This window comes from Pseudomonas sp. MAFF 730105, assembly GCF_055380705.1.
Genome location: NZ_AP018438.1, coordinates 866,990 through 881,817, shown reverse-complemented (window position 1 = coordinate 881,817; position 14,828 = coordinate 866,990). Strand labels below are relative to the sequence as shown.

The following is a 14,828-nucleotide window of genomic DNA, read 5'->3' as shown; positions in this document are numbered from 1 at the left end:
TGCAGCGCGTTGAGATCAGCAATTGGCTCACTAAGACAAAGCGTAGTCGCTGAGCAACTACGTTGGACTAAGCCTCTTATTAGGAATAGAAAGAGCCATGTCAGTTCCGACCTACGATCAGTTCATAGAGCCCATCCTGCGTTTTCTCGCCATACATCCTGAGGGTTCCACCGCGAGCGAAGCTCACGAAGCCGCCGCCATGACGCTTGGCCTGAGCGAGTCACAGCGGCAGGAGACCATTGCAAGTGGCCAGGCCACCTACAAGAATCGATCAGGCTGGGCGCATGATCGGCTAAAGCGTGCTGGCTACTCCAGCAGCGCCAAGCGTGGCTACTGGCAACTGACCAACACCGGGCGTGCATTCGCCCAGGCCAACCCGACCCCGTTGAGCCCAGAGCAAGTCGAACACTTAGCTGTGAACTTCATGAGCGTGAAGCTGAAGACAGCACCGGATGCCGCCTCACTGGATGAAAGCAGCGATACGTCAGAGCCTATTACCAAGACGGACCTCGCCACTAGCAGCCCGCAGGAGCGCCTAAACCAAGCCATTCTCGAGCTGCGCACCAGCGTCGCGGGTGACCTGCTGGACAACTTGCTGCAAGCCAGCCCGACGCGCTTCGAGCACATCGTACTCGACGTACTGCACAGCCTGGGCTACGGCGCGAACCGGCAGGCGCTGCAACAAGTCGGCGGCAGTGGCGACGGCGGCATCGACGGCGTGATCTCGCTGGACGCACTAGGGCTGGAAAAGGTTTACGTGCAGGCCAAGCGCTGGCAGAACACTGTAGGGCGTCCCGACCTACAAGCATTTTATGGCGCCTTGGCCGGGCAGAAAGCCAAACGCGGAGTATTCATCACCACCTCCGGCTTCACCGCCCAAGCCGTTGACTTCGCGCGTTCGGTCGAGGGTATGGTATTGGTCGACGGTAAACGCCTGGTAAACCTGATGCTTGACCATGAGGTGGGTATCAGCTCGCAGCTTTACAAAGTGCCGAGGCTCGATAGCGATTACTTCGATGACTCGCTCGGGTGAGCCGGCGCTTGACAGCCCCCTCCCAAGATAACGCTTGTGCGTATATCTATCTCAGCATGAGTACGCTCTCGCGGACAAACCTGATACTAAAACGCCGACGTGACGGTAAAGCAGCGTGGAGGACACTAACGTTCAGCATCAGTGCCACCGGCTGTATGCTGTTGTTAGGCCCCCCAGCGCCAGGTACTCCATTCCGCTATTCCGAGTTCTCTGTCGACAACTCGGCTTGGCGTAAGACAAGCTGCGTAGCTTCTTCGGACAGGTCAGGCGGGTATCCATACATCGCCAGCAATCGACGCACCTTGCGTCGCAGATCTGCCCGCACACTCTCTCGCTGGCTCCAGTCAAGCCTGGGCATCTTCTTGACCATTTCCGCCAGCTCGCGAGCCATCAAGCGAAGCTGGTCGGACTTCATGACCTCCTTGGCCGAACCGTTCTCCGTCAAGGCATCGTAAAACGCAGTTTCCTCATCGCTTAGCCCGAGGTCTTGCCCATACTGCTTCGCCTCACGCACCCACTTCGCCAATTCCAGCAACTGCGCAATCATTTGAGCTGTGCTGATCTGCTTGTTCGTGTAGCCGCGTATCGCGATTTCCAATGCGTCGCGAAACTTCTGCGCCTGCACGAGATTTGATCGCTCGCTGAGTTTGATCTGATCAGACAACAACTTACGCAACGTCTCCAAGGCCAGATTCTTCTGATCTAGTGCAGATACCCGCTCCAAAAACTCATCGCTGAGAATGTCCAATCGAGCCGCGTCAAGACCGGCGGCGGCGAACAGGTCGATTACCTCTCCTGCATCCACCGCCCCCCGATGACTTGTCGCACCGCAGCGTCGATGTCGGAGGAGCGATAGCTTCGACGCTCTGCTGGACTGTGCTCATCGGCGAGCCGCTTACGAATCATCGCGGCCACACGCTGGAAGAATGCAAGATGCGGGGCAATGTCCCGCGCTTCCTCACGCGGCACCGTCAAAGCGAAAGCCGTTGCCAGCCGCTTAACCATGCCGCCGAAGCGCTGCCATCCTGTTTCGTCGCCCACTGTGTGTTTCACGTCAAGCACGTAGTCGATAGCACCCAGATAAACCCGCAACACCTTTGATGGATCAATCTCTAGCGCCACCGCATAGTTGAAGTCGTGAAAGAAACTGCGCAGTTGCTCGAATGCCGATTGCAAGGCAGGAATCGCTTGATCCTGTAATCCTTTGACCGGCCTGTCTTTCTCACCCGTAGCGCTTGCATACGTTGCCAGTGCATCAGCCAACGGATCTGCCAGCCCAATCAGATCAACGATCAACCCACCGGGCTTTTCGCCGTACACGCGGTTCACCCGCGCAATGGCCTGCATCAGATTGTGTCCGGCCAGCGGTTTATCCAGATACATCGTGTGCGCACTGGGGACATCGAATCCCGTGAGCCACATGTCCACGACGATCGCCAGTCGGAAGTCATCAGCCGGGTCCTTGAACCTGTCAGCCAATGACTTACGCTGTGCCTTAGTACGCGCGTGCCTTGCCATGTGGTCGGGATCGTCCGGGCCGCCGGTCATAATGACTTTTACAACCCCCTTAGCGTCATCATCGTCGTGCAACGCTGGACGCAGCCTGCAAATCTCGTCATACAGCCGTGAAGCGATGTCACGGCTCATGGTCACGAGCATGGCTTTGCCTTCCATTGCTGCTCGGCGCTCTTCCCAATGCTCCACTACGAACTTCGCCAAGCGTTTCAGTCGCTCTGGCGTACCGTATAACTCCTCAAGAGGGATACGAATATTCTCCGGTGTCTCCTGCCCGCTCTCGTCACTCGTCGCGTACTTCGCTAATTTTACCTCTGCCTGTCGCGCGCCCTCCGCGTCAATCGAGAGCTTCACAATACACGACTCGTAGTAGATGGGTACCGTGGCGCCATCTGCTACTGCCTGGCGGATGTCGTACACGTCTGTGTACTCGCCAAACACATTACGAGTGACGCGGTCACCAGCAGTTAAGGGCGTGCCGGTGAACCCGACGAACGATGCATTCGGCAGTGCCTCACGCATCCATCGCGCCCCGCCTTCGACAAATCCATACTGGCTACGGTGCGCTTCGTCCGCCATCACGACCACATTTGCTCGCTCGCTGATAGTGCCGTGAACCTCGGTGAACTTGTGGATCGTCGTGAACACCACTCCTCCGCTTGCTCGATCAAGCAAAAGCCGCAGGTGCTCGCGGCTGTCTGCCTGCACTGGGTCCTGGCGCAGTAGTGAGCGGCCCATCGCGAAGGTGTCGAAGAGCTGGTCGTCCAGATCGTTGCGATCAGTGACGATCACTAACGTCGGGTTGACCATCTCAGCAGCGCGCACCAGCGTGCCCGCTAGCATCAGCATAGTCAGGCTCTTTCCACTGCCCTGTGTGTGCCAGACCACGCCACCCTTCCCAGCCGCCTCATTGCTAATTCGCTCCGGCGCCTTGATCGCGCCAATCACGCTCGCGCGGGCATTGCGCACCGCGCGGAACTGGTGATATCCCGCCACCTTCTTGACAATGTTCCCCCGCTCGTCTTCCTCGAAGACCACACACGAACGCAGATAGTCCAGCAGCGCGACGGGGTTTAACAATTCGCGGATCAATGCCTCCAGGGTTGGTTCGCCACCACTCGCAGGCCGCCACGGAGTGAATCGTTGCCGGCCGCTGGTGATGCTGCCCACCCGTGTCAGCAATCCGTCGCTGACAACCAGCAGTAGGTTTGGTACGAACAAGTCAGGCGCGATGGTCTTGTATCGACCTAGCTGCTCGATCGCGACATCCAGCGTGGCCGCCTTGTTTGAAGGGTCTTTTAACTCAATTACGACTAGCGGCAAGCCGTTGACATATAGCACCAAGTCCGGTCGAATATTTTTTCCGTTTACTCCAGCTACTGTGAGTTGCCGTACGACAAGGAAGTCGTTGTTAGCGGGGCAGTCGAAATCAATCAACCGGGCCCGTCCGCCTCGCATTTCGCCGCTGGCAGTGTCTTTGTATTCGACCGACACTCCGCTAGTAAGCAAGTCGTGGAAGTGACGGTTGTTTGCAATCAATGAAACGAAAGGGAGCGATCGCACAGATCGAATCGCATCGGCGACGGCTGCCGTCGGCATTGCTTCGTTCAGATGTTCGATTGAGGAATACAATCGCTGTTCGATAAATGGGCTGAAAAAACCTTGCCAAGTATGATCGGCTGCAACTTCGGTAGCCTCACCTGACTTGAAACCGACGCTTAAGAGGGCTTTGATTGCTAGCTGCTCTACAACCGCTTCAGAAAGCACGCCGTTACTCAATTTCCACCTCCCAGTTGAGCGATTTTCCCACCCTTGTCTAGCAAACCAACGAGTAAGGACAGGATCGAAAGATCCTCGTCTTCCAAATCGTCATACCAAATAGGGAAAACCTTACGTTCGGCGAGCAATTTTTCGCGACTGACACGGTAAGCGTCGTCTTTCGGGAGTCTAAGGAAAGCGTAGTGCCTCGGCGCGGCAGCATCACCCGCCACTACGTCTTTCATCAAAGCGACAGTCCGATCAACACCGAGACTGCACCCCATCCAGAGGAGAACGTGAGAGCGGCAGATAAGAGCAAGAGACTCTCGTGTCGGTGCGTTTGTCGCATATGCAGTGTCGTATTCCACGACGCCAAGAACTCTGCCTTCTGCTTCGCGACAATCGCCGTGGATTTTCAACAACAATCGCTTGTTGGAAGTTGCTAGTTTTCGATAATGCTCAATCCGAGGACCGATGAGAACCTCATCGAAACGCTGATCGACAGCCGCGTAGGCGTGCTCAAGTACGTCGTCAAGATTTGTGCTAAGCGCAAGTCTGGGGAACAGCGCCGGCAATAGACGGATTGGACCATCAATGCTGCTCGGATCAATCACTCGCAGCGATTGCTCGATCCTCTCATCAAATAAGTGGCGCCCGGCTTCTGCCGCGATCCGATCTACAGCCTCCTCATATTGACCAGCGTCGAGCATGGCATTGATATCATCCTCGGAGACTTCGGTGAAGCTGCGAAGCTGATGAATAAAGTCTCGCCAAAGTGGAAACCCAGATGCCTTCGACAATCCAGATCCAACTGCGGGAATGACATGATCAGTTCGGAAGGCATCGACAAGTGAGTGGAATCTTCCGCTGTTGCCATGCAGCTTAAGAAGCCGGTCAAGCCGGCTCCGGTGGTCCTCTAGCCAAACGTCACTTAGCCACGCGCGGAACTCTGTCTGATAGGCTGTGGTGTCCGACCCAAGAGCAGCAACCGGCGTCAGAGGCGTCCCGCCAAAAGGAAATTCGATATTTCCATCGGTATTGATACTCGCCGTAAGTTCATCCTCAAAGAGGGCATAAATCGCCTTCATGCAGCCCCCTTCGATTCTACGTGAAGTGATCCAGACAATAGCCGAGGCAGGAGGTAATCACGCAGCATCCCGAGCTTCGATGATTCGGCCTTACAAGCTCTAATGCATTGGAACAGCGGAAGAATGACGTCGCCGAAAGCAGCGGCGGTCACCGAGTCCGGGACGGCAACGTGGTAGTGGTTCAAGGCTGATGCGGAAACCCGCTGACGGCCACTCGTACCGGTCATATTCTGAATGGCGAAATCGCGGAACTCTGGCGTACGGGCAAGGCAGTATGCATAGACTCCTGGCAGCGGCGCCTTCGGCCGAAGCACGATGTACTCGGTCGAGCCCCAAGCTACCTCGCCGTCGCTCAGGAAGTCTACATACGCAGTCTTTCCATTCTCCAAGCACGGCGTGATTCGAGCGACGAGCGTGTCACCGTTGATGAATCGCATGCCGGAGCCATGTGCCCGCCTCTCCCATGCATCAGGCGCGTGGCCATCGGTTGGCATGTTCTTCATATCGAGATACGGGGCGTCTTGCCCCTTCGACAAGCGTCGAGGTGGATTAATGTCGGCAACTTCATTAAGTGACCGCACCGTCCACCCCTGCGGTACAGGCCCTAGAGGCGAGTCCATCAGACGGTCGGGTAGTGCCGCGAAGGTCGAGTCGGACATACCGGGGAAGCTAGTATGCCCATCGGCTTTAGCTTTAACCGGCTCGAACTCCATGAACCAGGCCTTGAACGTCGCGCGTGCGAGCTTTTCTAACGTTTGAGCCATCCGACGGTTTTGCTCGATCTTTTCGTCCAAAGCACCCAGAACGCCGGCTATTACACGTTGCTCCGTCAACGTGGGTGTAGGAATGCGCAGTGCCTCTAAATGAGGAATCCGAAGGTTGCTAACCGTTGATCCGGTTCCTTCGCTCCAAGAAATCTGGTTTTGCACGATCGGTGATTGAATCGCGTAGAGAAGGAATCGACCGTCGCATTTTTGGGGATCTGGTCGCAGCAACACCATACGCTGACCGAGGCAGCAACGAAGGTCCAGCGGGATCATACACACCTCCCCCATCGGCGCCTCGCGAGTAATTACGAGATCGCCAGCACGCAGTTCCGCCCTTCGGCTTCGCTGTTTGTAGTGCGCCTCGTCGGTGTAGCTGCGATTGGACAAATCTAGGCGGCCGCCGCGGATGTTGGAACTGCGAAGCACAAGAAATCCTGAATCTGTCCATTTCGGCGTCGAATGAGGGCAGTCAACGATCAACTCGCACAGATCACTCAAGGCTGCGTCATTTGTCATCACTGCTTCCACCAACAAACGCAAGTTGCTCCCTAATTAGTTGACCAAGCCGCTCGCCCTCTGCCAGCTGCTCTTCCAACTCTGCTACCAGACGGGGATACTTCTCGGCGAACGGCTCGGCGTCGTCGGCCTGATCTTCCGCGCCGACATAGCGGCCTGGTGTGAGGACGTGGCCGTGTTTGGCAATCTCCTCAATCATTACGGACTTGGCAAAGCCGGGAGTGGGCTCGAACGCCCAAGGGCCATGCTCTTCTTTGTTCCACCATTCAGGAATGGGCTCTCCGCGCCAGCGGCGGTAAGCGTAAACGATACGGCCAACGTCGGATGACGGCAGGGGGTCGCCCGTTCCCGGGACGCACTCGGTCTCCTCAACCCCGGAGAGCACACGTAGTACTCGCGTCTGCATAGATCCGAGCTTGCGGGCGTCGATAAAGAGCGTTTCTCGGGCGCGGCCACTGGGGCGATTGGGTGTCCCGCTGCGGATGTTACGACCGGTCTTGTCGCGGGTTAGAAACCACAGGCATACCGGAATACCGGTAGTGAAAAAGAGCTGTGCTGGCAATGCGACGATGCAGTCGACGAGATCTGCCTCGATGATCTTGCGGCGAATGTCGCCCTCCCCGCCAGTGTTGCTCGATAGGCTACCGTTGGCCATCACGAATCCTGCCATACCGCCGCCTTTGTCCTTGGGGTAGGCAAGGTGGTGGATGAAATGCTGAATCCAGGCGTAGTTGGCATTGCCGACGGGCGGGTCACCGTAGGCCCATCGCTTGTCGCCACGCAGCAGTTGACCGGACCAATTGCTCACGTTGAACGGCGGGTTCGCGAGTACGAAGTCGGCCATGAGGTCGGGGTGCTGGTCGCGCAGGAACGTGTCGGCAGGCTGATCGCCTAACTTGGCCTCAATGCCGTGAATGGCAAGGTTCATGTGTGCCAGGCGCCACGTAGTGGGGTTGCTCTCCTGTCCGAAAATCGAGACGTCGGTACGTTGTCCACCATGCGCCTCAACAAATTTTTCCGATTGAACGAACATGCCGCCGCTGCCACAAGCGGGGTCGTAGATGCGGCCCTCGTAGGGCTCCAGCATCTCGACTAGCACGCGTACTACACTCCGTGGCGTATAGAACTCGCCACCCAGTTTGCCCTCTGCGGCAGCGAACTTGCCTAGAAAATATTCGTAGACGCGACCAAGCGTATCGCGAGCCTGGCCGCGACTACCCTTGAAGCCGATACCGGCGATTAAATCGGTTAGTCCTTTCAACTTGACCGGGTCGAGGCCCCGACGGGCGTAGTCGCGGGGCAGCTTGCCCTTGAGATTTGCGTTATCACGTTCAACCGCGAGGATCGCATCATCGATCAGCGTGGCGATGTCGGGACGCGTCGCCTGGCTCTGCAGGTTCGACCAACGCGATTCGGGCGGCACCCAAAACACGCGCTCCGCAGTGTATTCATCGCGAGACTCAAGTAGCCGTTCGAGCTGCTCGCCCTTGATGCCGTCGTTCGTAAGTTCTGATCGTAGTTCGTCACGACGGTTCTCGAAGCTATCCGAGATGTACTTGAGGAAAAGCAAGCCCAATACGATGTGCTTATATTCTGCTGCATCGACCTGCCCGCGTAGGGAGTCAGCAGCCTTCCAGAGCGTATCTGCGTAGTTCAGGTCGCTAGCGTTTGCTTCAGTACTCGCCATCAGTGCTCCGTTTCGGTGTCTTTCATAGCGCAGCATCCGCTCAACTGTCTTGAGTACTGCGCTGAAAATCTAAAGCTTGGCCAAGGGAATGCCAGAGCATTGCTTGAAGCTGCCTGAAGTGATCCAAGTGATCGACTTGAGTCATTAGGATCGCCCGGCCAAACGCTGTAAATTGAATCAGCGGCGAGCATAACCTGCGGAGCGCAGACGTGTCATTTTGGCTGAGGGTCAACCGTATCTACACCGGGGTAGCGCAACCACTCAGCGAGGGAATAGCGTGACAAGATGCAAGCAGGCCGCCTCTAGTCGACATAGATCTGCTCGACTTCCTCAAAGAAGCCGAGCACGGCAGCTAGGATGCAATGCCTGCTCGGCGCCTAGGGTTCTAAACGACCTAGGACCAGCGATTTTTCGAGCGGACCGCGCTCGCGTTCAATCTCGTTGCGGAAATCTGCGCATATCTGGTTAGCTTACACATTAAGCTCTACAAAGGATGGAGCGATTTCACTCGTGGGTGATCATCGGGCCAGACCAAGTCATACGTGACGGTAAGGTAATGACATCCTCGGATGAACGCGATTCGCGGCTGGGAAGAATGATGAAAGAGCAACCCACCTCGCGGAAAATTAGACAGATCTGATCATCAAAAATACATACCGAACCCTTATGAAATGCGGAATGAAGGATTACTATCTGTACGGCATCGATAAAGCGACTGCGAAATACTTCGAGAGTCGGCTTAGCCAAAACAGCAATAAATGACGGTATCGTTGCTGGGAGCCCCCGTACCGGCGAGCCCAGGGGCAACTATGAACGGTGCGACCATCTGCTTGAGAGATTCGGCTCCGATTCGTTATAGGCGGCGGAGCTGAAAAAGCACGGGTCCGTCGAAATCCAGACCAAGCTGCGTTCCAACTGGTATTCCAAGCAAGTTGACCAAAAAGCTATTAATTAGAAAAAACAGATAGATACCGACTTGTTTCAAATTACCCCGGCTCTAAAGACGTCCACGGGCGTCTTTTTTTGTGCCTGAAACCCAGTAAATACGGGGCTTTCAGCGCTTTTTAGGGCTTTGGAGGATTTCTGAGTTCCAGGCGCTTGGTATCCCAGGTGCTATCCCGGGCTACCAAATGCTATTTTCAGGATACCAAAACGGTGCTGAAAGTAGTTCCCATGCCTACTAACGCAACCCGCCTCTCCGATCGCCAGCTCAAGGCAACTGGTAAAGACTTCGTCCTCAGCGATAAAGCGTCGCCCGCACACAATCCCCCTTACCGATCAGGCACTTTAGTTACTGGAGACGCTCAAGCAACTCAGTGGTAACAGAGAGTACGTGTTCCCTTCAGATAGAAATCCCCGCCCCCATACAATAGCCAGACCGCCAACATCGCGTTGAAGCGCATGGGCTTTCCGGACCGTCTAGTCAACCACGGCTTGCGCTCGATGGCGAGCACCATCCTGAATGAGCATGGCTGGGATCCGGAACTGATCGAGGTCGCGCTGGCGCATGTCGACAAGGACGAAGTCCGAAGTGCCTACAACCGAGCGGAATACATCGAACGCCGGAGACCGATGATGGCTTGCTGGAGTGAGCACATTAACAAAGCAGCGATGGGCAGCCTGTCGGCTACTGCAATCAATGTGGCTAGGACCAGAAAGTCGTGCCAATACGCTAGGCCGGAACAGCCGTTACAAACATCCTTACGGCCCGCATGGCAACACCTGCGACAACTCGCGTAAGTCCCGGTACGCAACTTGGCGACTGATCCGGCGACAGTCGCCAAATTCGCTTGGCACAACGACTCAATCAGCCTTCAATTGCTTCCAACAGTTGCTTCAGCCGCTCATTCACCAACGCTCCGTGCACCCCAGAATGAATCTCCCGATGGCAACTTGGGCAAACAGCCCCCACATAACGTGGGTGATCTAACCCCCCATCCGAGAGCCGGTTTACATGATGCGGCTCTAAGTAGGGCGTGCCGTCCTTTTTCATAAATGGCGCCGGTTTCTCACAGCTTTCGCACGCCCCCTGGGCGCGCATTAGCACATAGTGGGCGACCTTTCGGCTTCGCTGGTAGATCTTACGCGGCGCGGATTGGCCTAACTCAGCGCTACTTGGCTTACATGCAGCCAACGCAGCCAAACGTGCGGCAGCCAGAGAGCCGGGAAGGTCAGCCTCGTCCTCTACTTCAGCCTCCATGATCCCACTAGGAATACCTACAGGCACTAACCGAAAAACAAGCGCCGCACGATCCTGTCCATCCACATCCGGCTGGGTTCGCGTAAACATGTCGGCGCATGAAAACTCGCCCACGTAGGCGTTACCATTCCCTTTCCCGAGGGACTTAAACAAGTACAGTGCGCGGCCATCCTCGGAATGTTCAGCAATGGCTCGGTTACCGCGGGTCAAGGTCATTGCCCCGCGTTGCCCTTCACCGGTGTAAAAGTAGGCGCCTTCCTCCCAATGGTCGGCATACCCGTATTGTTCGCCGCTATCGCCTGTAAACAAAAAAATTGCAGGGTAGGTAGCCGACGCGGCAATGCCGCTCTGCAGGCTTCCGCCGAACGGCCCGTTGATCTCGGTTTTACGGTCGTATACAGCTCCCCGCGTGAACTGCAACGCGGGTTCACCCTCCCCTCGCGGTAGCTCAACAATGATGAAGCCTCGCTTCTCTAGGTAACTGTTGGTAGGACGCCCACCGGAGAATTCACCTACGGCAATGCCGGTAGCCAGGGAGACGATTTTCTTAGCAGGATACAGCTCACCTCCGGCGTGAATGGCGTAACGGTGGGCCAGGTTATTTTCCCAACCCTGCCACTCGCGCTTACTTCGGTATTTACTGTCAAATTCCAGCAAAGCTTTGCCTATTCGTTCCTTCGAAACCGCTTTTATCGCCACAAGTCCTGGCCTTTGTCGTCGAGCGCTGTAGGAAAATCCTATCGTCGCCAAAGTACAAAAGGGTTTCAACACGTAACAGGGCCAAAAGCCACTATCTTTGAGTACTAATGCTCGATCGTGGCCATTTGACTTGCGTCGGTACCTTTCTCAAGCTTTACCGGCCAAGCCCCCGAGCATGGGAAGGCTCTGCATTTCCATGCTCGGGGGCTCACTTCACAAAGACGACAAACGGTCACTCGGCTACTGGATGCCATCACTTCCAACTTGTTCCAGCTTCTCAAATTAGCATTATCCACAACGCTGACCCACGATTGACCCAGCGATATCCGAGCGCTAGAACGAAGTTTCAAAGCGCTGCTGTTGGCAGCACCCAGGTGGCCCGAACCTTCGAGGTCACGCCGTTCAAACGGTGGTTCAGCCCAAGTGCGATTCGCGCCCGGGAAAAAAGGAAAAAAGGGGACAGATTTATTATCTGAAAAGATAAATCTGTCCCCTTTTTCTTAGTCTGTACCACACGTAGCTACAATGTGATCTTTGAATCCAGCAATCAGCAGCCTAGTGACTCCCGGTAACCCTGATACTTATGAAACTCGATCCACTCGACCACATCGTATGGCACGTATAGCTGCATTTTCGCCCGAGAAATCGCGATATAAATGGTACAAACCCGCTGATCGAACGCATGCACATCCTTGAACCTCTCAGTAGTGAGCAGCTCAGGCGTCAGCAGTACGCAGTCAAACTCCATCCCTCCCGCATGTTGCGCCTGCATCATCGTGCAACCTTTGGCGGATTGCCCAATGCTAAGGCTTAAGTGGGTCATATCGGCAACGTTGAAGCCTTTTTCCAGCTCCGCCTCTACCCATCGAAACGACCCATCGAAACGGTAGGCGTCACGCACCTGCTGCCAATCGGACATTTCATTTAAGTCCGAGTGAGCGCCATTGCCGCCCTTTTCGAAACCGTAGTAGCCCGATTTGAATAATGCGATGGCCGTTGTCATGAAATGCAGGAAATCTCGTTGAGCCTCGGAGGTAGAAAACTGTAGGCTGTAATTGGCATCACGCATCTGGATCGCCCACTTCATGGTGTCCCAGTGTGACGCGGTCAGCACCACGCAGCCCTCAGGCGGCAGGAACTCCTTTGGGTAGTGCTCAATGCTCACACCAGCATCGCGAGCGCCCTCAAACGGCACCTTACCCTTCTGCGAGTGGACGTAAATCAGCGGATTGACCAGTCGCTCAATATTACGCCCCGAACGAACGGAATAATTGACATCACGCTGCCGGACCTCACGTTGTCGCTTGATTACCGGTCCACTCGCTTGCTGGTACTCATCACCCAGAGTAATCAGCACCTGACGTCCACGCTCGATGATCTGCAACAATGACTCCGGAATATCCTGGCTCTCGTCAATCAAGACATGGGTATACCGAGCAGGCACTACACACCCCGCCAGACTGGCGCGCTTGATCAGCAGCAATGTCTCGAACCCAGTCTGCCTGCCCCATGTTAGATTGCGGTCCAGATACGTCCACAGACGGCTCGAATACTCCAACAATACCTTGTTGTCTACGTCGGATAACGCTTGTTTAAAGTACGGTAAGTGTTTCGCCGACAGGCTGTAGTCCCAGGATCGGCAATAGCTCTCAAGCACCTTGAGGCAGATATTTAACGTCGCCTGCGGGTCGTACCCTCGAAAACCTGGGACACCCAGCTCCTGCGCTACTGCCTCCCGGCTCGGCACTTGAGGTATTTTGGCTGAAGCCGCTCCCTGATGAAGCACTGGTACACGCAACAGCGCTCGGGCAAAGTCTTCAAACGTCAGGCCTGGCTTTTTGTTGCCGTTCGCTCCCATACGCTGTCGGAGCGTTGCGAGCTTTCCCTCAGTGCGCGCCAGAAGCAAACTCGTGCCAGGTCGCAAATGCTCTATCAAGGCGCCTAATAGATGACTTTTGCCTATCCCTGCATAACCCTGGACATGCAAGTGTTCGTCAAGATTGGCGCGAAAGGTTCTAACGAGCTTATCCTGCGCCGCAGTCAGCCACCGTTCTCGCTTGGGCGTGACCATCTGCTCACTGAACGGGTTATTATTCAGACGGCGGCGGACCTTGTAATCGACATCCCATTTGCCACTAGGCAGTAGGTAATCCCGCGCCGCCACTTCATCGGCTAGCAACAAGCCCATCTTCAAGCTTTTAATGACCTTGAGGCCGAAGTACAACTTGCGCGGGTCGAACAGCCGCTGCGCCTCGGACAATAGCCCTACTTCTGGCGAATGCTGGCCATCCACGGACCAGGCAATGAGCCTGGCAAGGACCCTTTCGATGGCGTCAGAGGTGAGGTCTTTTTCCGCAGCTTGGGCCAAACTCTGGATCACCAACACCGCTGCAAGCTCAGAGTCTGACAAAGAGACCAGCGCTGTAGCACCATCAGTTCCTAGTAGCAGCGCGCAGGTCTCATCAGTGATGGGCAAGAAGGCGGAGCTAGATAAATCAAAGTGCTCCGGGTGCATACAACCTCGCAGCTAGGGGGAAATAGGTTTTGGGGTCAAGCATCGGGATAGTCTTCATCCAATTCCCAGTGCTCTTCATCTGATGCGTCGTCCGTCCGAAACGGAATTCGGTCAACGATGCGCGCGACTTCATTTTGTATGGGCAGGATACTGCGGACGTCATTGAGCAACCCTAACTCGACCAACCGGGTGCGAACCAATTGAGCCGACACACCTAAGCTGACGCTCAATTCCGTGACGATCATATGGGCAGTGCGGATGTTGTATTGCTCATGGTCGACGTAGATGACTCCATGTCCACGGTTTTTAACGTCGTACCGCTCAAGCAACGGTATCAAATGTTCCGCCAACGTTTCTGGCTCCATCCACTGCATCACCTTTGTCTCGATTGAGTCAGTCATGTTTTATGCCGTCCTTGCAACTCAGCTCGTAGTGATACGACCCTAACGTCCCTGACATGCCACCGGGATGCGTGTTGCATTCAGCTGCCGCCACGACTCCTTGCGTATCAATCTGTCTCTGTAGTTCATAAACGGCCATTTCCAGCAGCTTGCGCAGATCATCAGGATTCGAAGCCGCGATATGCAATTGCAGCTCAAATGTATCGTTATCCGGACGAGACGAATGCTTGACACCAGTTGGTCGATCAGAAATCGAACTAGGCAGGCGTGTGTCACGCGTCAGATCAACTGCCGATCCACTAAGAATGGCAGCATGCTCCTCATCCATGAGGTCCAACACCCTCGACAACTCCAAGGTCTTCTCTGGATGTGACTGCATCCGATCCTTGACCTCCAAACGACGAATTTGCCAGTTCCGAAGCTTTTCTTGGATCAGGTCGTCAATCTTCTGCACTTGTGCTGCCTCTCGATGCCAGGCGGGAATTATGCCACCGTTCAACTCAAGTGGATTGGTGCTGGTCGGAATGCTGCCCCAGCTGTCCACCGCAGACGATGGGCCAGGCTCACTCGCCAGACCAAGTAGACAACTGAGAAAAAATACTCCGCCTAAATGTCTGCCGTTGACCGATTTTTTTGTGAGACGAAGCGA

10 protein-coding genes and 1 pseudogene are annotated in these 14,828 nt (G+C 55.4%); 2 read left to right on the top strand and 9 right to left on the bottom strand.

All coding sequences use genetic code 11. The annotated features are described in order from the left end of the window. Positions 1-97: 97 nt before the first annotated feature. A complete protein-coding gene (locus PCOSP_RS03740; RefSeq protein ID WP_464710370.1) occupies positions 98-1,033 on the top strand; it encodes a restriction endonuclease in 936 nt (311 codons plus the stop codon). A gap of 196 nt (positions 1,034-1,229) precedes the next feature. Here the strand turns inward: PCOSP_RS03740 and PCOSP_RS03735 are convergent, their stop codons facing one another. The 5 genes from PCOSP_RS03735 to PCOSP_RS03715 are packed head-to-tail and all read right to left on the bottom strand — an operon-like array spanning position 1,230 to position 8,364. Further along, entirely contained in the window at positions 1,230-1,781 is a 552-nt protein-coding gene (locus tag PCOSP_RS03735) for a DUF3387 domain-containing protein (RefSeq protein WP_464710369.1), read from the bottom strand. Positions 1,782-1,819: 38 nt separating this feature from the next. After that, positions 1,820-4,327, bottom strand: a complete 2,508-nt coding sequence (locus PCOSP_RS03730) for a type I restriction endonuclease subunit R (protein ID WP_464710367.1) — start codon at positions 4,325-4,327, stop codon at positions 1,820-1,822. After that, positions 4,324-5,394, bottom strand: coding sequence for an SIR2 family NAD-dependent protein deacylase (locus tag PCOSP_RS03725; RefSeq protein WP_464710366.1), 1,071 nt, complete (start codon positions 5,392-5,394; stop codon positions 4,324-4,326). Before PCOSP_RS03725 ends, PCOSP_RS03730 begins: the two co-directional genes overlap by 4 nt. Next, entirely contained in the window at positions 5,391-6,677 is a 1,287-nt protein-coding gene (locus PCOSP_RS03720) for a restriction endonuclease subunit S (protein ID WP_464710364.1), read from the bottom strand. Before PCOSP_RS03720 ends, PCOSP_RS03725 begins: the two co-directional genes overlap by 4 nt. Further along, on the bottom strand, positions 6,667-8,364 hold the full coding sequence (locus PCOSP_RS03715) for a type I restriction-modification system subunit M (RefSeq protein WP_464710363.1): 1,698 nt from the start codon (positions 8,362-8,364) through the stop codon (positions 6,667-6,669). The genes PCOSP_RS03720 and PCOSP_RS03715 overlap by 11 nt, the downstream gene beginning before the upstream one ends. A gap of 1,246 nt (positions 8,365-9,610) precedes the next feature. Here PCOSP_RS03715 and PCOSP_RS03710 point away from each other — a divergent pair. Beyond that, positions 9,611-10,040 (top strand): annotated as a pseudogene (locus tag PCOSP_RS03710) (tyrosine-type recombinase/integrase); the annotation flags it as partial. Between the two features lie 131 nt (positions 10,041-10,171). Here the strand turns inward: PCOSP_RS03710 and PCOSP_RS03705 are convergent. From PCOSP_RS03705 to PCOSP_RS03690, 4 genes are all read right to left on the bottom strand, one after another. Next, entirely contained in the window at positions 10,172-11,263 is a 1,092-nt protein-coding gene (locus PCOSP_RS03705; RefSeq protein ID WP_464710362.1) for an HNH endonuclease, read from the bottom strand. Positions 11,264-11,810: 547 nt separating this feature from the next. After that, positions 11,811-13,778, bottom strand: coding sequence for a hypothetical protein (locus PCOSP_RS03700; RefSeq protein ID WP_464710361.1), 1,968 nt, complete (start codon positions 13,776-13,778; stop codon positions 11,811-11,813). A gap of 35 nt (positions 13,779-13,813) precedes the next feature. Further along, a complete protein-coding gene (locus tag PCOSP_RS03695; RefSeq protein ID WP_464710359.1) occupies positions 13,814-14,179 on the bottom strand; it encodes a hypothetical protein in 366 nt (121 codons plus the stop codon). Further along, the gene (locus PCOSP_RS03690; protein ID WP_464710358.1) at positions 14,172-14,633 is read right to left on the bottom strand and encodes a hypothetical protein; all 462 of its coding nucleotides are present in this window, start codon (positions 14,631-14,633) and stop codon (positions 14,172-14,174) included. Before PCOSP_RS03690 ends, PCOSP_RS03695 begins: the two co-directional genes overlap by 8 nt. Positions 14,634-14,828: the final 195 nt, after the last annotated feature.